This window comes from Lysinibacillus sp. FSL K6-0057 (assembly GCF_038630885.1).
Taxonomy (GTDB): domain Bacteria; phylum Bacillota; class Bacilli; order Bacillales_A; family Planococcaceae; genus Lysinibacillus; species Lysinibacillus fusiformis_F.
In genome coordinates this window covers 2,688,222-2,706,822 of sequence record NZ_CP152047.1, presented here as the reverse complement: position 1 = coordinate 2,706,822, position 18,601 = coordinate 2,688,222, and the positions used below count along the sequence as shown (strand labels likewise).

The window sequence follows — 18,601 nt, the reverse complement described above, 5'->3', positions numbered from 1 at the left end:
TATTGGATTAAGTCCAATATGTCCGTTTCTTGATCTTGTTTTATGAAAAATTATATCTTTTTGTGAATATTTGGGTTGAACATCTTCTAGAAGGTTATCCCTATATACTTTAGAAAGAAATTTTAAATTAATTTCAAATGTAATCAAACTATGAGAGCTATGGAGAAGGGCTACTGATTCTCAATGCTTCTCATGAAAAAAGGGCAAAGGATAGGGGGCGGTAATAATGAAGTACTTGGAACAAAGTCATTCGGTGGTGAAGTGAATAATGAAAGGGTACGTTAAGATTTCTTTATCTTGTCGTGATTCTATTGATTAACTTTAAATTTGTAATTATGATGGGGTAGGGGAAATAAGTATAAAGATCTAACGCTGACGGATCGCCGTATGCGATGAAAGTCGCTCGTGCGGTGAAGGCTCGTTATAAAGCCTTATGGTATAAGACGAGAATAGCAATGTTGAAATCACTTTTGCAATTGTATTTCATGGGACTGGACAGTCTACTGGTAATTTACGCCTTTACTTTAGCGAAGGAGTCTACGGTGCCAGTGATGGACTTACACCGATAGATAGTAATGATTTAGTAGCTACGTATAATAATGGTGGCGATGGAAGTATTACAGGAATTACTATTACCCATGTAGAGAAGCCAAATGAAGGTACTCCACTAACAGGTGGCGAATCAGAAGTTCGTGTTTTCTTCACTCTGACAGGAACGCCTGATGAGAATGATCAAATAATAATTAGTGTGGCTGGGGAAAATACTATATTTAATGTACATGGTACTCCTATGAACTCTAATTCATCAACTGGTCCTAAAGATTTAAATTAACATGTTAAGACATAGAGATTTTATTTAGATCTGTATAAGATAAACCTCACATTTAATTAGGTGGGGTTTTTTCTTACAAAGAAACTTTATTAATCATTGCCTTCTGGACTTACCCCTGTCAAGTAGACAGCTTAAAAAAACTATGCAGCCATCTGGTGTCGATATTCTATTAAAACAATATCATCACGTTTACGTAACGATATCTTGCCATTTTTAAGCCACTTATAGTAGCCTGAACGTTCCAACTTTGCCATTTCAGTAAGCTTCGTAATGGGATAGCGATCTTTCATTTCTTCAATAATTCGATAACGATCTGGATAAGTAGGCATTCCTCCATTTACAGATTTGGATACTACTTTTTTAAGTATTCGACCTGTGCCTTATAGTAATCACGTTCTTCTACGCCATTTTTAAAGTGGACACGTTTTCCTTTTAATTGATTTTTCACACCTTTCGCGCCAGAACCTGTAGCTGTGATACGATTAAAGGCTTCGATTGATCCTACTTCTTTATATTTCTTCACCCAAGCTTTTACTTGAGACACATTACGAATCTCATATCGATCCGCAATACTTTCATTGCCAGTTAAATAAGCTTGTACAATCTCTAACTTCAATTCATTTGAATACGTATTATTTTTTCTCGACACAGAAAAATTCCCTTTTCGTAAAATGTTTATCTACAGCGTACTGTAGATTTTTTAACATTGTCTAATTAAAGGGGATAATATCATTGTTGTTTATTTTGTTGTAAACTGCATTTTTACATTTTCATTCAAAATTTGACCATCTTTAGAAATAATATCTTTTATATATAGCGTATAAGTGCTTTCTGGGCTATAACTTCCTACGGGTGCAATTGTAACTTTGCTTGTCTGCATATCTGAATCTCTATCGGTGATGAACTTTAAAGGTATGCTTTCTCCATACACACTTTTAATGTAAATATTAATTTCCAAAATAGTAGAAATATCAATATTTGAATTGAAGGAAATTGTAAATCCTTTATTTAACTCAACATAATGTTGTGATTCCCAAGATGAAAGCCCTCTACACTGTTATTGGAAACAAAATAACGCTTAATGAGGCAATAGCACCTGAACAGGCAGTATATAGAACGTATGGAAATACTATTAAACGTTTCAACTCAGAAGAGGTTTATAAAGAAACTTCAATTGGTGGAACGGATTATATTGTTTATGTCGAGTTTGATGGGGCTGAATCAGGATTTGATGGTGCATCCTATTTCACTGGGCCTAATGAGGGTGTTACTGTAACGGTTAAGAATGAACATACACTTACATTTGATGTGAATGTTGACAACAATTTTGCAACTTTTGCACAAGATAATTTCGCTGTTGTAGTTCAAAGTATTTCAAATCCAAACAAAAAATATCATATCAATTTAAATGTAGATACTACACGTAATAACCGAATATTTATTAATGGGTAATTTTAAAGCCTCACCTTTTGATGGGGTTTCTTTTGCACTCTTACTCAAGGGTGCTTTTCTTATGCTGTGAGACCAACCGAGATTGGCAACAATACAATGTACTGAACCAAGATGCTCTCATAGTTACGTTATTTTTTATGTCAAAAATATTTTTAACCTAAATTTAACGTAGAAAGAATATACTAGCATTTGGGAATTAAATTTAAGTCTATGGCTGACGGATCGCCGTATGCCATGAAAGTGACCTGTACGTTTAAGGCTCGTTATAAACCTAAGATAGAGAAAAGGATAAGACGAGAATAGCGTGACATTAGATAGCACAGTCACTGTATATTCAAATATGGTAATGACACCACCTGTAATGTTTCCTGGTATGGGACCAGCATATAACATCGATAATATAAATGGAACTATTTCAGGTAGCGTTATGGCAATTACAACGACAATGCAGGTTCAGGCATTTTTAGATTACATATTAAAAGGTCACACTGCACAAACATTAAAAGTGTTTAGTGCAGGAGAAAGTACTACTGGGAGTAATACACCGAGATCTCCTACAGACACTTTAACTATTAACAATGTGTTAGAAGTTACTGCTGAAAACGGTGATTTAAAGCAATACACAATTACAGTAATACCATTTTAGTTTTTTTAACTTCACCTTTAGATTAGATGGTTTCTTTTTGCACTTTCACAAGAGAGTGTTTTTTATATTGCTTTTCATACTGATTATGGAGGGTTATTATTATACGTTATGAGAGCACTCGAGAGGGGCAACAGTTACGTGTTACTGAATTTCGATGCTTCTCATGGTTACATTAATTTTTATGTCGAAAATATTTTAACCTAATTTTAATGTTGATAGAATATACTAGAACTGGGGAAATAAATTTTAAAGATCTATCGCTGACGGATCGCCGTATGCGATGAAAGTCGCCCGTGCGGTGAAGGCTCGTTATAAAGCCAAATAAAGAGAAGGTATAAGACGAGAATAGCGTACCAAATGTAATTATCTCACCACCATTCGAAGACGAATCTGTACATGGGCCATTTGCATCCTATACGAATGTGAATTTAACAGTTGCATTACCTGGTTCTAATGGAACAACAGCAACTTATTCAAATCCTGTTAGTAGTGACCCTGGCGTTGCTACGGTATCCATTTGGGGACCAAATCCTTCTGGACATGTGTATTTGGATGTGAACAAAGTATCAACTGGAACGGTCGATATTACTTTTACTTACACTGGTAGCAATGGGGCATCTGGCACTATAACTTGGACCTTTATTTTTAATTGATAGAAATTCAAAAGAACTTGAAATACCTTAAACATACTAACATTAGTAGTACAAACCAAGGCCATGGTTTGTGCTACTATTTTTTTATAGTAGAAGTGAAGAAAAGCCGACCAGCCTCTGGGACCATTTGTGAGTCCGTATATTAAACCGGCTAACTTCATGCCCTTATATGAATCAGTTTAGTATGTTGGGTCCAAGAGATCGTGTATAAGAAAGTGGAATCGATAAGGTACTGTGAAGGCTTCTATGATTGGTCAAAAGGAGAAGAATGAGATGAAACATGTCATTGCGTTAGATGTCAGTAAAGGAAAAAGTACTGTTGCGATTTATGATGGTCACCGCCAATGTGAATTCGAAGGTGTGCTACTTCATACACGCGGTGATTTTGAGCGATTACACGAACGAATAGTAGAGATGTCAAAACAAGATGGACAAGCACCAGCTATCGTATTTGAAGCAACAGGTACCTATTCAAAACCTATCGAAGCATTTTTCAAAGATTACGGCTACGCATACTGCCGCATGAATCCACTTGAAGCGAATTTACAGATGGCAACGATGCGTCGTCATAAAACCGATATTAGTGATGCCCATGAACTTGCGAAGACTCATTTTAAAATGGAACGCGAAATAACGTACATACAAGACGATTATTATGAACAGATGCGTGCACTGACTCGTTACTACGATGAAATTGATGAAGAAATCATTTTACTCAAAAGTAGAATGCATGCCATTTTACAGCTGAGTTTTCCAGAATTAGAAAAGCTGATTACACCGAGTTCAGCACTATTTTTAAATATTGTACAACTCTATCCACACCCCGCACTTTTACAAGCCCATTCAAAAACGATGATTAAAAATCGTTTAAAGGCCAATACGCGAAAAAACCTCTCGCTAATGCGTGCGGAGGCTAAAGCTATTACATTATTAGAAGCAGCTGAAAATAGTTACCCCGCGATTAAACCAACAGATATTCGTTGTGATCAAGCACGAGATTACGCAGCTCGCATTGCGGATTTACAAGAGAAGAAAGATACGCTTGTGAAACAGATGGTGGAATTGTCGGAAGGACGAAAAGAATATCTAGTATTTCGATCGATTCCTGGAATTGGCGATTCAACGGCGTGCCGATTAATTGGAGAGATTGGTGACATCCACCGCTTTCAAAATGCGAAACAACTGAACGCTTACGCAGGCATTGATATTATGCGGTACCAGTCTGGGAATATGCAATATCGAGACAGAATTAATAAACGAGGAAACAAACATTTACGAAAGATTTTATATTTTATGGTGTGCGCAATGCTTATGGCTAAAGGAAAACCGAATCATTTTGTGGACTATTACTACAAATTAAAAAAGCAACCTCAGAGGAAGCCTCATAAGGTTGCGATCATCGCCTGCATCAATAAGTTTCTGAAAGTGACATTTCAGTTACTGACGCGTGGCATTCTTTACGATTATGAGTCCGCACTACCAGCTCAGAAATCGTAATCACCTACATAGAACTATATCATAATGACCTTTCGAAAAAAATAAAAATCGTCAGGTCTTTTTGGCGTATCTAAAAATGAGTGTGAAGTGATGAGGGATATCCCTCACCACTTCACACTCATAAAAATATAAATTATTCATTAAATAAAGTTGACTAATCGTAAGAAGAGGCTGGGACAAAACCCACCTCTAAATCCAAAAGCCTGTGAAATTTTACGATCAGTAAAATTTCACAGGCTTTAACTTTTTTCATAAAAAAATAAGGATCACTTCTGATAAAATTAAGTCACCACAACAAAATTATACAGAAAGAAGGATCCTTATGTTTAAAAATTATAACATGAATCAATTAGTTTTGCCTTTAGATTTAGAAGTAACATTACAAAAAAATGATATTGCCTTCCATGTCCACCATTTAGTTGAAAGTATCTCGCCTGAAGCGTTTGAACCATTCCTTCGAAATGAAGGCTGTCACGCCTACCATCCACGCATGATGCTTAAAATTATCTTATGTGCTTATACACAATCTGTCTTTTCAGGGCGTAAAATTGAAGCTCTATTAAAAGATAGCCTTCGGATGATGTGGCTAGCTCAAGGGTATGAACCAAGCTACCGCACGATCAACCGTTTCCGTGTTCAACCAGAAATGAAAGAGTTGATCCGCCAATGTTTCGTCCAATTCCGTTGCCAGTTGGTCCAAGAAGAATTAATTGATCAGGAAGCTATTTTTATTGATGGAACAAAGATCGAGGCCAATGCGAACAAATTTACTTTCGTGTGGAAAAAATCCATCGAGAAATATCATAACGGATTAATTGAAAAATCAAACCAGTTATACAATGAGCTACTCGAAAAAGAAATTATACCCGAAATTGAACGAGAAAATGTAGAAGAATTAGCAGTAGAAGAGCTCGCCCAGATGGTAGAAAAAGTAGACGAAGTGATTACCGAGTATGATCAAAAAATGGCGGATTCATCAGATGTAGCTGAACGAAAAGCTTTAAGAGCCGAACGAAAATTCCCAAAGCAAGCACGGATATCAGGGACAGTTGACTAAATGCCATTTGAGCACAAAGTACATAATCCAGACGGAACTATGGATGCAATGAAAAAATTCGGAGTGGAGGAAACGGCAGAGGAAAAGGTTACTCGATTAGAGCAAGAAAATAAATTGATACTCGGTAGCATGATGGAAATGTCATCTTATATGGCAATGCAAGAACAACGTCTAGAAGGACAAGAGAATGCCATTATGGAGCTCTCCACATTGATTGCTATGTCACTACCAGGAGGTGACAGTAATGTTTAATGAAAACAGCGGCTTAGTCGGAATTTGGTGCAATTTTGTAAAAGCGAATCCTGACAAGCGTGAGCAAGTACCTAATTTATCTAATTTACGTGATGTTGTTTATAAGAAGCTAGACGAAGGAGAAACGCAAGTATAGCTTAGCGTTATTTTTATTGTCTAAATGAATGGGTACGTTAAGATTTCTTTACCTTGTCGTGATTCTATTGATTAACTTTATATTTGTAATTATGATGACGATAGGGGAAATAAGTTTTGAAGATCTACTGCTGACGGATCGCCGTATGCGATGAAAGTCGCCTGTACGGTGAAGGCTCGTTATAAAACCAATAGGTATAAGACGAGAATAGCGGACCGGTATTTGTAAATAAAGTTGATTGGACATCAAACGAAGTGAACTTCACTGTTATAGGAAACAAAAAAACACTCACAGAGGCAATAGGACCTAATCAAGCAATATATAGAACTTATGGAAATACAGCAACTCGATTTATGTCAACAGAGGTTTTTAAAGAAACTCCTATTGGTGGGGCAGATTATATTGTCTATGTAGAGTTTAATGGAGCTGAAACAGGTTTTGATGGAGTACTCAATTTTACAGGACCTAATGAGGGTGTTACTGTAACAGTTAAGAATGAACATACACTTACATTTGATGTGAATGTTGACAGCGATTTATCAATTTTTGCACAGGATAATTTCGTTGTTGTAGTTCAAAGTTTTTCAAATCCAAACGAAAAATATTATATCAACTTAAATGTAGATACTACACGTAATAACCGAGTATTTATTAATGAGTAATTTTAAGGCCTCACCTTTTGGTGAGGTTTCTTTTTGCTTTTCACTTTCGTGGTGAGCAGTGTTATTTTTTATGTATTTTTTTGCTATGAGAGCAATCGAGATGGGCAACGAAACATATTACTGAATTTCTATTCGCCTTATGGCTTTTTATTTACACAAAAATTGGCGAAGGATAGGTGATAGTAAAATGAAAGAAGTACTATTAACAAAGTCAATCGGTGGTGAAGTGAATAATGAGAGGGTACGTTAAGATTTCTTTACCTTGTCGTGATTCTATTGATTAACTTTATATTTGTAATTATGATGACGATAGGGGAAATAAGTTTTGAAGATCTCTTGCTGACGGATCGCCGTATGCGATGAAAGTCGCCTGTACGGTGAAGGCTCGTTATAAAACACTGATGTGTATAAGGCGAGAATAGCGAACAAGAATCATTAGTGGTGATAGGCGAAACTAATGATGCAAATGGTTTTTCTGTAGTGTTTTCAGAACCTGTTAAAGCTCAAGTGTTAGGTTGGCAAGGAGTACTCATACCTAATGAAAGCCGCCCAGATCCAACTCTAATTTACAATAGCTTTAATTTTGCAGCATTAGAAATCCAACCGGGTTTGGAAGTAGTCAATATCACTTTTGGTACTAGAAAGAGTAATGATGAAGAAAGTGTGTATAAAGCAATTTATAACGCTGTTTCAGAAACGTGGAGTTTAAATAAAATTACTCTTAATTAGTTTTATTAGAACCTCGCCTTTAGGCGGGGTTTTTTCATGAAGCCTTTCCACAATCATTAGTGGAGGGTTGTTTATATACAACAAGATCTAAGTGATGCACTGTACCGAGCAGTGCTATTTTTATTTGTGAGGCAGGTGGCCAAGATGGGCGAAGAATGGTATTCGAATAAAGAATTGTTCGAACAAATAAATGCATTACGCGGAGAAATGCAAGAAACTCGTAATTTGATTAAACAGTACAATGGATTGCGTGAAGAGTACCAAGGATTAAAACTTGAGGTTGATCAAGTGAAAGAATTGATGGTGCAAATTGAAGCTGTATCCATAGGTAAAAACAAGGTACTTGAAGCCATTCAGAACTGGGGTGGCTGGGCAGTGGCAGTCATTGCACTTGTACTAAATTTCATGAAACTATAAATGGAGGAATTACACATGAAAATTAACTGGAAAGTACGCTTTAAAAATAAAACGTTTTTATTATCTCTATGGGCGCTTATTATCGTCCTAGCACAACAAATTGCTTCAATATGAGGCGCAGACATTACACTTGTTAGTGCGCAGGTAACGAACGTAGTCGAGACAGTACTGACTATTCTCGCGTTAATCGGAATCGTACACGATCCAACAACACCAGGTATAAACGATAGTGAAAGAGCTTTAAAATATGACAAGCCAACGGGTGGTGCAAAATGACTTATCAAATTGAAAAACGCTTAATGTCTGGATTACCAAACACACGATTAGAAGCTGTTAAGTATGTAATTGCTCATGAGTCAGGAAATCCAAAAAATTGCGGTCCTGATGCATTAGAAAATGAAATTGCGTATATGATCCGAAATAAAGCTAATGCATTTACGTCTCACTGGGTAGGCGGTGGTGGACGAATCGTGCAAATTGCGCCAGTTAATCGTGTGCAATACGGTTGTGGTCCTAAGGGGAATCCACTCAGCTATGCACAAGTTGAGTTGGCTCGTACCGATGATAAAGAACAATTTAAAAAGGATTATGCTGCTTATATTTGGCTGTTACGTGAACTAGCTATAGAGGCTGGAATACCTGTTGTACTTGATGGCAGTGGTAATGGTATCAAGTCACATCGATGGATTACAGAAAATCTTAAAGGAACAACGCATATAGATCCTTATGATTATTTAGCAAGCATGGGGATTACAGAGAAACAATTCAAGTTGGATATTCTGAATGGCTTGGACAAACCACAACATATAGTTAAGGAGGATGATGACACAATGAAATTCACAAACGATACAACTAAAGCTGCTGTACGTGACTACATTAAACAAGCAGTTGATAAAAAGAAAATCGATAAGTCATGGCTTGATAAATTCGACCAAGGTACGATGACAAGTGGCGATTTTGAAGGTTTGAAAATTATTATTTCTCAACGATAATATGGTATAGATTTTTTAACAATAGGAAAGAAAATCATGCCCGATAGTATTGTCTTATCGGGCAATGTTTTTTAATGGGTAAAAAGAAATGTTAATCCAATAGTAATTACAATAGCTCCAGCCCAGTATAACTTTAATCGTAAGTCATAGTATCTGTTCTTTCTAAATCTAATGAAATTGTTACATAGGAAAATTAACCCTAATGCAGATACCAATATAAAGATTGAAGCTAAGACTGATAATTTAAGAAATCCTAGCATATTTTTCACCTCCTTTCAAATGAAAAAGCACCTGAGGATAAAGCCATCATAAAGATGACTTATCCCCAGGTGCTTCCTGTGTCAAAGTAAAATTAAATTAATTTACCTAAAATTACTGTACCGTATTTGGTATATTATGTCTACCATCTTAGCACTAAACTCAAATTATTTTGAGCCTGGGCATTGTAGTGATTAATTATTCCATAACATTGCGTCAATAATAACTCAAATAATGATTAGAACTACTATACCCCAAACGAATTTTTCAGCTGCGCGAATGTTTTCTTCGTTTGTGACTTTGTTTTGGACTTCCTTTCGTACTCGCTCTGACGCGTCTCTCATTTTTCTCGTTGAAGTATCTTCAAAAATTGTATTACAATATTCACATTTCACAAATACTAAACCATCTCTATATACTTTCTTAAAAGGACTACTAGCTAAACAATTAGGACAATTATTCATTTGTATTCACCTCAATATACCTATCTACTATTTACCATTTTAGGAAAATCAGGATGTTTTGTACATAGAAATAAAGTTGATATTCGATTTAATGGAAGGGTCTTTAAACTTATATGTAGAAATATTTGTGAAAAGAGGTGGAGATTATGAGCTATGAAGTAATAGTACCAGTACGCTTTTTATTCAAACGTGAGCCCGATAATGTACCAATTATAGGTTTATCAAGCTTACATTTATCACACGGTGAACATGAAGCACTAACAGATGATGTTGCTCTAAACCTTTTAAGAGCACAGGGTTACAACGTAATCAGAATGATCCAAAGAGATGAAAATATTATAAGTATTAATTTCAAAGAAAGATTTTAAAGCTGTCAAATATGATAGCCTATAATAAAAATACCAATAAAGAAAAAAGAGCCCAAACACATGGAACGTGATGAATTTGATTTAGAAGAAATTTCAAAATCATTACTGAAGCAATGAGAGAAAGCAAACAAAAATCTTTAGCATTTTCAAACAAGATGAACCACTAGAAGGTACCATTATAAAAATATTTTAATATAGTAGAAAATTGTTTGTATAGTAAAAAATCAAAATAAAAATGCCGCAAACTGTGGCAAAGAAATAATATTAACTTTAAGGGAATTTATATCGTTCTTTCCTTATAAAATAGTACCTGTCCAAACCTTCTTTATCTACATTTTACGAACTGGGGCACCATTTTAAAAAAAGTTACAGGTGCCCCAGCGAGTGCCCCAAAAAGTACCCCAGTTAAATACACTTAGATATGCTTCGTTAGACAGGTATAGAAACCCTCATTAATACAAAACCTTGATATTATGCACATCAAAAAATTAAAAATATCAGGATAGAAACCAAGGTCATAAGTTATGCTTATCAAAAAAGATAATATTAATGTAATTTACTTATGAATATAAATGCGCTATCATGGGTATTGGAGAAAAGATGCTACACATTTTTAAAGCCTTTTCAAAAAGATATATATTAGGGGGATCCGCAAATGGCACAAGGTAATTTACACAACAGCCGTGCATCATTCGAAGTGAATGGTAAAACTTACAATTACTATGATTTAGCTGCGATTGAAAAAGCTGGCGTTGCAAAAGTTTCAAACCTTCCTTATTCAATTAAAGTATTATTAGAATCTGTTTTACGTCAATATGATGCGTATGTAATTAAAGAAGAACACGTAAACGAATTAGCAAAATGGGGTAACGGTGCTGACCCAGAAGCAGAAGTACCATTCAAACCTTCTCGCGTTGTATTACAAGACTTTACTGGTGTACCAGTAGTTGTTGACCTTGCATCTCTTCGTTCTGCAATGAAGGAAATGGGTGGCGACCCAAGCAAAATCAACCCTGCTATTCCAGTTGACCTTGTAATTGACCACTCAGTACAAGTTGACAAATACGGTAATGCATCTGCATTACAAGCAAACATGGACCTAGAATTCGAACGTAACGCTGAGCGTTATAACTTCTTAAAATGGGCTCAAACTGCTTACAATAACTTCCGTGCTGTACCACCAGCAACAGGTATCGTTCACCAAGTAAACTTAGAGTACTTAGCTCCAGTTGTACACGTTAACGAAAATGCTGATGGCACATTCGAAACATTCCCAGATTCAGTAGTAGGTACTGACTCTCATACAACAATGATCAACGGTATCGGCGTTCTTGGATGGGGCGTAGGTGGTATCGAAGCTGAAGCAGGTATGCTTGGTCAGCCTTCATATTTCCCAATTCCAGAAGTTATCGGTGTTAAATTAGTTGGCGATCTTCCAAACGGAACAACTGCTACTGACTTAGCATTAAAAGTAACACAAGTATTACGTCAACGTGGCGTAGTTGGTAAATTCGTTGAGTTCTTCGGACCTGGCGTATCTAAATTACCACTAGCTGACCGTGCGACAATTTCTAACATGGCTCCTGAATATGGTGCTACATGTGGTTACTTCGCAATCGACGAAGAATCATTAAACTACATGCGTTTAACTGGTCGTGACGAAGAGCACATCGCGGTTGTAGAAGCTTACTTAAAAGCGAACCACATGTTCTTCAATCCAACATTAGAGCCAGTTTACACTGATGTTTTAGAAGTAAACTTAGCTGAAATCGAACCAAACCTTTCTGGTCCAAAACGTCCACAAGACTTAATTCCACTATCTCAAATGCGTTCTCGTTACAAAGAAGCAGTAGTGGCACCACAAGGTACACAAGGTTTCGGTTTAACAGAAGATGAATTCGCAAAAACTTCTGTAGCGAAATTCGCTGAAGGCGATGTAGAAATTCCAACAGGTGCTGTTGCAATTGCTGCCATCACTTCTTGTACAAACACATCTAACCCATACGTATTGATTGCTGCGGGCTTAGTGGCGAAAAAAGCTGTAGAAAAAGGTCTTACAGTGCCGAAATGGGTAAAAACTTCTTTAGCACCAGGTTCTAAAGTTGTAACTGGTTACCTTGAAGATTCAGGTTTACAAACGTACCTTGACCAAATCGGTTTCAACACTGTAGGTTACGGTTGTACAACATGTATCGGTAACTCAGGTCCATTATTACCTGAAATCGAAGATGCAATTAAAGAAAATGACTTATTCGTAACTTCAGTTCTTTCTGGTAACCGTAACTTTGAAGGTCGTGTACACCCACTTGTAAAAGCTAACTACTTAGCTTCTCCACCACTTGTTGTTGCTTATGCACTTGCTGGTACAGTGGATATCGATCTACAAAAAGATTCATTCGGTAAAGACAAAGATGGTAACGAAGTATTCTTCGCTGATATCTGGCCTTCAACTGAAGAAGTTAACGCAGTATTAGGTACTGTTGTTAACCGTGAGTTATTCCAAAAAGAATACGAAACTGTATTCACAGCGAACGAAAAATGGAATGCAATTGAAACATCAACTGAGTCTCTTTACACATTTGATGACAAATCAACTTACATCCAAAACCCACCATTCTTCCAAGGTCTTGCAAAAGAGCCAGAAGCTATTAAAGGCTTAGACGGCTTACGCATTATGGCGAAGTTTGGTGACTCAATCACAACTGACCATATTTCTCCAGCTGGTGCAATCGGTAAAGATACACCTGCAGGTAAATATTTAATTGAAAACGGTGTTGCAATCCGTGACTTCAACTCTTACGGTTCTCGTCGTGGTAACCACGAAGTAATGATGCGTGGTACATTTGCAAACATCCGTATCCGTAACCAAGTGGCTCCTGGTACAGAGGGTGGATTCACTACTTACTGGCCAACAGGCGAAGTAGAGTACATCTATGACGCATGTATGAAATACCAAGAGCAAGGTACTGGCTTAGTCGTACTTGCTGGTAACGACTACGGTATGGGTTCTTCTCGTGACTGGGCTGCGAAAGGTACATTCCTACTTGGCGTGAAAACTGTTATCGCACAATCTTACGAGCGTATCCACCGTTCTAACCTAGTAATGATGGGTGTTCTTCCACTTCAATTTATGCCAGGTGAATCTGCTGATACATTAGGCTTAACTGGTAAAGAAGAAATCTCTGTTAACATTACTGACAACGTAAAACCACGTGAAATCTTAACAGTAACTGCTAAATCTGAAGACGGCACAGTTAAAACTTTCCAAGCTTTAGCTCGTTTCGACTCAGAAGTAGAAGTAGACTACTACCGTCACGGTGGTATCCTACAAATGGTTCTACGCGCAAAAGCTGCTGAGTAATCATCACCATAAAAACCGATCTCTTAGGAGGTCGGTTTTTTTATTTCTTGAGAAAGTGATGGATAGAAGTAGCCAAAATATGGATAAATCGAACCAAATGACGGATATAATGGATAATTATAATTTAATTTCCAACTAACCTAGCATTTTCCTCATCCTTTCGATAAAATTAATAGGTAAGCATTAAAATTTACATAAACGGGGGACGATTAATTATGACAAAGAAAAAACATAAGCTTTATACAGCGGCAACAGCTGCAATGGCGGTTACTGCTGTTGCGGTAGTTCCTGTTTCGGCTGCAAGTCCATTTTCAGATGTGAGCGAAGATTATGCGCATTTTAACAGTATTTCCACATTACATGCAAAAGATATTATTAATGGTTTTCCAGATGGTACATTTAAGCCTTCACAGGACGTAACACGTGGACAGGCGGCGAAGATGATAGCAAGTGCTTTCCAACTAACAACAACGGATATGACTGTAGAGAATCCAAATTTCAAGGATGTCGATTCATCTAGCCCATTCTATAAAGCGATCGTTACATTAGTTAATCTTGGGGTTGTACAAGGCTATGAGGATGATACATTCCGTCCAGATGACACGATTACTCGTGGTCAAATGGCGATAATGGTAGCAGAGGCTGCAGGTTTAACAGCAGAAGGCAAAAGTCCATTTACAGATGTACAACAAAATAGTCCATTCGCAGATGCAGTAACAGCCCTGTACGAGGCAGGTATTGCGAAGGGTGTTTCTGCCACAGAATTTGGTGTAGATAAAAATGTTACACGTGGTCAGTTAGCGACATTTATTGTAAACGCATTAGGCTTAGCTGAGGTTACAAAGCCTACAACGGAAGAAAAAGAGGAAAAACCTACAGAGGAGCAGGTAACGGAAGAACAACCTACGACAACAAAGGATAGTGCTTTGTTAGAGGAAGTGTTTACGAAAACATTAGCTAAGCAAAAAGAGCTAAAAAGCATGAAGGCTACCATGACGATCTCTCAGACAGTGGAGGCAAACGATGGTAAGGAAACCATGAAAATGGATTCTAAAGGCAACATGAAGATGGAAATTGTTACTGAGCCAATGCAATTCTTTGCGGAGGGTTCAATGGCTTTAACAGATCCAACAAGTGGTGAAGCGATCAATTTGCCGATTAAAATGTATATGACAGCTAAAGATGGTATGTATATGTATGAGGCAGAACAAAAGGCTTGGGTAAAGTTCCCGAAACAATTATTTGAAGATGTACTGAGCCAAACAGGGATGCAGCCAGATGCAACAGAACAATTGGAGATGCTACAAGCATTTGCTGAAGATTTCACATTAGTTGAAACAGCAAACCGTTATGAATTAACTCTAAAGGGTGCTGGCGATAAATTCACAGAACTAGTGAAGCAACAGCTTGGCGCAATGGATTTAGGAATGGATGCTGATTTAGAGGCACAATTAGGCAATATTTCCTTTGATGGTCTCACATATAAATTATTGATTAATAAAGAAACATTCGATGTAGAAGAAATTGCTATGGATATGACATTAAAGATGCAAGTAGAAGGCAATTCGATCAAAACAAGACAGCAAACAACGATCAAATATCATGATTTCAATGCGGTAACAACGATTACGATTCCAAAAGATGTGCTAGACAACGCAAAGGAAATGGATTTTAGCGCATCAGAAACAGCACCAGTAAGCAAATAATACAAAAAGTAGGTTTATGCCAAGTATATTGGCGTAAACCTACTTTTTTATGCTTTAGTGGAAACCCATTAATTCTTTTACTTTCGCTGTGTTTGTAGCAGATGTCAGTGTTTCTAGTAAACGAAAGGCAACATCAAAAGCTGTTCCTGGATTGGAGGAGGTGATAATATGATCTGTTTGCACAATGCGCTCGTTGACAATAGTTGCGCCATAGCCTTTTAGCTGTGCTAAACGTTTACTTGTTGGATGATTATAGGTAGTTGCTTGACGTTGCTGAAGAATCCCACTATGTCCTAAAATAAGGGAAGCTACACAGATTGTTGCAATCGGTTTTTTGTGCTCATCAAAGTGGCGAACGACTGCCTGAAATTCCTCGCTAAAGGCATCCTCATAAAATCCCGCTTCCTCAAAGCCACCTGGAATCGCTAAGGCATCAAATTCCTCTAAATTAATTTCATGGAGCAATTTCTCAGGAGTGACTTTAAAATTCCATGTGCATTGTAGCTGTTCATGCAAGCCGACTGTAACCACCTCTGTTGTCCCATCACCTTCCCATTTATTCCAGCCTAGCATATCAGTAAAGACGCTTGCTTCCACTGCTTCAAAGCCATTTGCTAATAGTAATAATATTTTTTTCATGTTTGTTTTGCCTCCTTTATTGCTTTTATTGTAAACAAAAGGGATAAAAGATTACATAGGTTGTATAATGGATTTTAGGTGAAAAACTTTATTTGAAAAGGTATTATGTCCTAAATGATTGATTTAGAAAGGTGATGGACCATGGATCATATTGATACACAAATTTTACAGCAGTTACAGCAAAATGCCAAAATCTCGATGAAGGAATTAGCCACTACCGTTCATTTATCCTCTCCTGCCGTTATTGAAAGAGTCAAAAAGCTGGAGGAGCAAGGTGTGATTGAAGGCTATCATGCAAAGGTAAATTTGAAAAAGATGGAGCGTACGATTGAAGCCATTATTTTATTTAAATCCATTGATTGTAAAAGTCTTTCTTCCTTTTGTAATGCCCATCCTGATGTTTTGGCATGCTATCGGGTGGCAGGGGAAATTAGTTATATTGTTCAACTAGCGACCTATTCAGTAGAAACATTAGAACAATTTATTGATGCGACTATGCCCTATGGCACGCCTTCTACTAATATCGTGTTATCTTCAACGGAAAAACAGGTGATCACACCATTTGCTGACAATGATTTGGGGTAAATGACAAAAAAAGCAAACCTCGAAGCCGTGAGCACCGTTAATAGGGTAGAGAGGAGGAAGAATGTTGCTAATTCATGAACTGGAAAGAATAATGGAACAGCATACAGAGAGGCTTATTCGTCTTGCCTTTTATTATGTTAGAGATTTACAAAGCGCTGAAGATATCGTACAAGATGTCTTTATTAAATTCTATGATAATCAGCAAAACTATGAGGAACGTGGTGAGCTAAAGGCTTATTTATCGAAATTAGTTAGTAATCGAAGTAAAGATTATTTACGCAGCTGGACCTATCGGAAAATTCAAGTTCAACAGAAGATTTTTCCGAAGCAAACCGTCACGAGAAGAGATATGCTTGTACAGCAAGATGAACGTACTTTGATTGAAAATGCGATTCTAGCTCTCCCATTCAAGCAGCGTGAGGTCATTATACATTTTTATTTTGAAGAAATGCCTGTTGTGGACATTGCAGAGCTGTTAACTATTCCTGAAAGCACAGTCAAAACAAGGCTACGTCGTGGGCGAGAGTTATTAAAGCTACAGTTACAGCATGTTGAATGGGAGGTGCTCCTGCATGAGTAAAGTGGATGTTCGCGTATTAAGGGATTTATCAGAAAGCAAAAAGCGTGTGATGACAAATGTGGTCCAGCATTTACAACAACGCCATGAAAAAAAATCTGCTAAACGTTGGCCATATGGCGTTTTGGCTATGATTTTAAGTATCTGCATAGGGCTGTTTATATACCAGCAATACAATGATCCACAACAGCAAGCATCTAAGATTCCCAAAGTATTAGATGAGCGGATTTTAGAGCTATATTTACAAAAGGATGCTTATATGAATGGAAAATATCGTCTCTATAAGGCAAGTTTTGATAGTTTTTTATATCTTGAATCGACTTTTGCTTATGCGCAATCAAGGAAGTTAATCCCCTCACAGGAGCAAGTAGATAAAGAGCTAGAGCTGATTATGGAGGGATTTAGCAATGAAACTCAGCCAACAATGGATGAACGATTACAAATGCTGCAAATCACAAAAGAAGAGTTTTCTGCTAAATATGCAATGCCAATCGCTTATAAAATGGCCACAGTTAACTTATTATGGGAGGCAAGCAAAGCCGATTATAAGGATGTAAGTTATCCAATTCGTACATGGCTTGTTGAGCAAGAAGCCATGAATTATTTAGAGCAACATTATCTTCAAGACATTGCCTCCTTACGAGAAAAATATAAAATCCCAGAAAAGGACAGCCAAATGAAGCTCATCAGAAGTGGAACGGTCTTAGCAATTAAGGAACATGAGTTTTTAGTTGTCTCAGGTGTCCTGGAAAGCGAGATTGGTCAAAAATCTGTAGATGAATTAGTGCAAAAACATAGCAATGGTACATGGTTCCCTCTAGTGGATGTCCCGAAAACACTATCAGTTGGCGATCGAGTAGAAGTACAGTATAGACAGGCGATTGGGAACGATGACACTCAGCCGTTCATTGATTATAAAGATATCGTCGAGATGAAAATAGTAAAGGAATATCAATAAAAAGAAGCTAGACATTCAATGAATATAGAATGTCTAGCCTTTTAGTGTTGAAAAACAAACAGTCAATTGAAAGGTAGAAATGGATTTCCGTTGCAGGCTACTTGCTTTCCTGTGGGCGAGCGCCGAATCGCTTCCTCCGCTACCGCTCCGTGCAGGGCTTCGCCTGTCTCGCTATCCCACGAGAGTCAAGTAGCCTTCCACTCAACCCACTGACTTTTTAGCAAAGGTTTTCAGATAAAGTGAAGGTGTTCACTACTCTTTATGAAGAGATGTTGTCACGCATTACTTCTCCACATTGAAAATAAGAGTTTATCCCCTCTAAGAATACAAATAATGGACGATTTAATCGCTATGCTACTA

At 37.2% G+C, this 18,601-nt stretch carries 20 protein-coding genes and 3 pseudogenes; 18 read left to right on the top strand and 5 right to left on the bottom strand.

The window, feature by feature from the left end; genetic code table 11:
- Positions 1-537: 537 nt before the first annotated feature.
- The 4 genes and pseudogenes from MHB40_RS13260 to MHB40_RS13245 form a co-directional block, all read right to left on the bottom strand.
- On the bottom strand, positions 538-705 hold the full coding sequence (locus MHB40_RS13260) for a hypothetical protein (protein ID WP_281114900.1): 168 nt from the start codon (positions 703-705) through the stop codon (positions 538-540).
- A gap of 267 nt (positions 706-972) precedes the next feature.
- Positions 973-1,161 carry a hypothetical protein gene (locus tag MHB40_RS13255; protein ID WP_342440656.1) on the bottom strand — a complete coding sequence of 63 codons (189 nt, stop codon included), beginning with the start codon at positions 1,159-1,161 and terminating at the stop codon, positions 973-975.
- 23 nt (positions 1,162-1,184) lie between these two features.
- Positions 1,185-1,481 carry a transposase gene (locus tag MHB40_RS13250; RefSeq protein WP_342440655.1) on the bottom strand — a complete coding sequence of 99 codons (297 nt, stop codon included), beginning with the start codon at positions 1,479-1,481 and terminating at the stop codon, positions 1,185-1,187.
- A gap of 90 nt (positions 1,482-1,571) precedes the next feature.
- A pseudogene (locus MHB40_RS13245) lies at positions 1,572-1,838 on the bottom strand (Ig-like domain-containing protein); the annotation flags it as partial.
- A gap of 32 nt (positions 1,839-1,870) precedes the next feature.
- Here MHB40_RS13245 and MHB40_RS13240 point away from each other — a divergent pair.
- From MHB40_RS13240 to MHB40_RS13170, 15 genes and pseudogenes are all read left to right on the top strand, one after another.
- A complete protein-coding gene (locus MHB40_RS13240; protein WP_342440654.1) occupies positions 1,871-2,284 on the top strand; it encodes a hypothetical protein in 414 nt (137 codons plus the stop codon).
- Between the two features lie 346 nt (positions 2,285-2,630).
- Positions 2,631-2,930: a hypothetical protein gene (locus tag MHB40_RS13235; RefSeq protein WP_342532476.1), complete on the top strand. Its 300-nt coding sequence runs from the start codon at positions 2,631-2,633 to the stop codon at positions 2,928-2,930.
- Positions 2,931-3,352: 422 nt separating this feature from the next.
- On the top strand, positions 3,353-3,583 hold the full coding sequence (locus MHB40_RS13230; RefSeq protein WP_140423002.1) for a hypothetical protein: 231 nt from the start codon (positions 3,353-3,355) through the stop codon (positions 3,581-3,583).
- Positions 3,584-3,856: 273 nt separating this feature from the next.
- Positions 3,857-5,080: an IS110 family transposase gene (locus tag MHB40_RS13225; RefSeq protein ID WP_342440652.1), complete on the top strand. Its 1,224-nt coding sequence runs from the start codon at positions 3,857-3,859 to the stop codon at positions 5,078-5,080.
- Positions 5,081-5,402: 322 nt separating this feature from the next.
- A pseudogene (locus tag MHB40_RS13220) lies at positions 5,403-6,110 on the top strand (transposase); the annotation flags it as partial.
- A gap of 27 nt (positions 6,111-6,137) precedes the next feature.
- Complete coding sequence (locus MHB40_RS13215) at positions 6,138-6,389, top strand: hypothetical protein (protein ID WP_342440651.1); 252 nt, start codon at positions 6,138-6,140, stop codon at positions 6,387-6,389.
- Positions 6,382-6,525 carry a hypothetical protein gene (locus tag MHB40_RS13210; protein ID WP_342440650.1) on the top strand — a complete coding sequence of 48 codons (144 nt, stop codon included), beginning with the start codon at positions 6,382-6,384 and terminating at the stop codon, positions 6,523-6,525. Before MHB40_RS13215 ends, MHB40_RS13210 begins: the two co-directional genes overlap by 8 nt.
- Before the next feature lie 254 nt (positions 6,526-6,779).
- The gene (locus tag MHB40_RS13205; protein WP_342440649.1) at positions 6,780-7,187 is read left to right on the top strand and encodes a hypothetical protein; all 408 of its coding nucleotides are present in this window, start codon (positions 6,780-6,782) and stop codon (positions 7,185-7,187) included.
- Between the two features lie 438 nt (positions 7,188-7,625).
- Positions 7,626-7,916 carry a hypothetical protein gene (locus MHB40_RS13200; RefSeq protein ID WP_342532475.1) on the top strand — a complete coding sequence of 97 codons (291 nt, stop codon included), beginning with the start codon at positions 7,626-7,628 and terminating at the stop codon, positions 7,914-7,916.
- A gap of 144 nt (positions 7,917-8,060) precedes the next feature.
- Positions 8,061-8,333, top strand: a complete 273-nt coding sequence (locus tag MHB40_RS13195; protein WP_016994216.1) for a hypothetical protein — start codon at positions 8,061-8,063, stop codon at positions 8,331-8,333.
- Positions 8,334-8,609, top strand: a pseudogene (locus MHB40_RS13190) (phage holin).
- On the top strand, positions 8,606-9,325 hold the full coding sequence (locus MHB40_RS13185; RefSeq protein WP_205443749.1) for a peptidoglycan recognition family protein: 720 nt from the start codon (positions 8,606-8,608) through the stop codon (positions 9,323-9,325). Before MHB40_RS13190 ends, MHB40_RS13185 begins: the two are co-directional and overlap by 4 nt.
- Positions 9,326-10,193: 868 nt before the next feature.
- Entirely contained in the window at positions 10,194-10,415 is a 222-nt protein-coding gene (locus tag MHB40_RS13180) for a hypothetical protein (RefSeq protein ID WP_342440647.1), read from the top strand.
- Positions 10,416-11,070: 655 nt separating this feature from the next.
- Positions 11,071-13,776: an aconitate hydratase AcnA gene (acnA, locus tag MHB40_RS13175; protein ID WP_205443747.1), complete on the top strand. Its 2,706-nt coding sequence runs from the start codon at positions 11,071-11,073 to the stop codon at positions 13,774-13,776.
- Positions 13,777-13,991: 215 nt separating this feature from the next.
- Positions 13,992-15,482 carry an S-layer homology domain-containing protein gene (locus tag MHB40_RS13170; RefSeq protein ID WP_342532474.1) on the top strand — a complete coding sequence of 497 codons (1,491 nt, stop codon included), beginning with the start codon at positions 13,992-13,994 and terminating at the stop codon, positions 15,480-15,482.
- Between the two features lie 54 nt (positions 15,483-15,536).
- Here the strand turns inward: MHB40_RS13170 and MHB40_RS13165 are convergent, their stop codons facing one another.
- Entirely contained in the window at positions 15,537-16,121 is a 585-nt protein-coding gene (locus MHB40_RS13165; RefSeq protein ID WP_342532473.1) for a DJ-1/PfpI family protein, read from the bottom strand.
- A 141-nt stretch (positions 16,122-16,262) separates the two neighbouring features.
- Between MHB40_RS13165 and MHB40_RS13160 the strand changes: the two genes are divergently transcribed.
- The 3 genes from MHB40_RS13160 to MHB40_RS13150 all read left to right on the top strand — a co-directional run bounded on the left by MHB40_RS13160 (position 16,263) and on the right by MHB40_RS13150 (position 18,241).
- Complete coding sequence (locus tag MHB40_RS13160; RefSeq protein ID WP_342532472.1) at positions 16,263-16,706, top strand: Lrp/AsnC family transcriptional regulator; 444 nt, start codon at positions 16,263-16,265, stop codon at positions 16,704-16,706.
- Between the two features lie 64 nt (positions 16,707-16,770).
- Positions 16,771-17,286 carry a sigma-70 family RNA polymerase sigma factor gene (locus tag MHB40_RS13155; RefSeq protein ID WP_342534780.1) on the top strand — a complete coding sequence of 172 codons (516 nt, stop codon included), beginning with the start codon at positions 16,771-16,773 and terminating at the stop codon, positions 17,284-17,286.
- Positions 17,279-18,241 carry a DUF3221 domain-containing protein gene (locus MHB40_RS13150; protein WP_342532471.1) on the top strand — a complete coding sequence of 321 codons (963 nt, stop codon included), beginning with the start codon at positions 17,279-17,281 and terminating at the stop codon, positions 18,239-18,241. Before MHB40_RS13155 ends, MHB40_RS13150 begins: the two co-directional genes overlap by 8 nt.
- Positions 18,242-18,601: the final 360 nt, after the last annotated feature.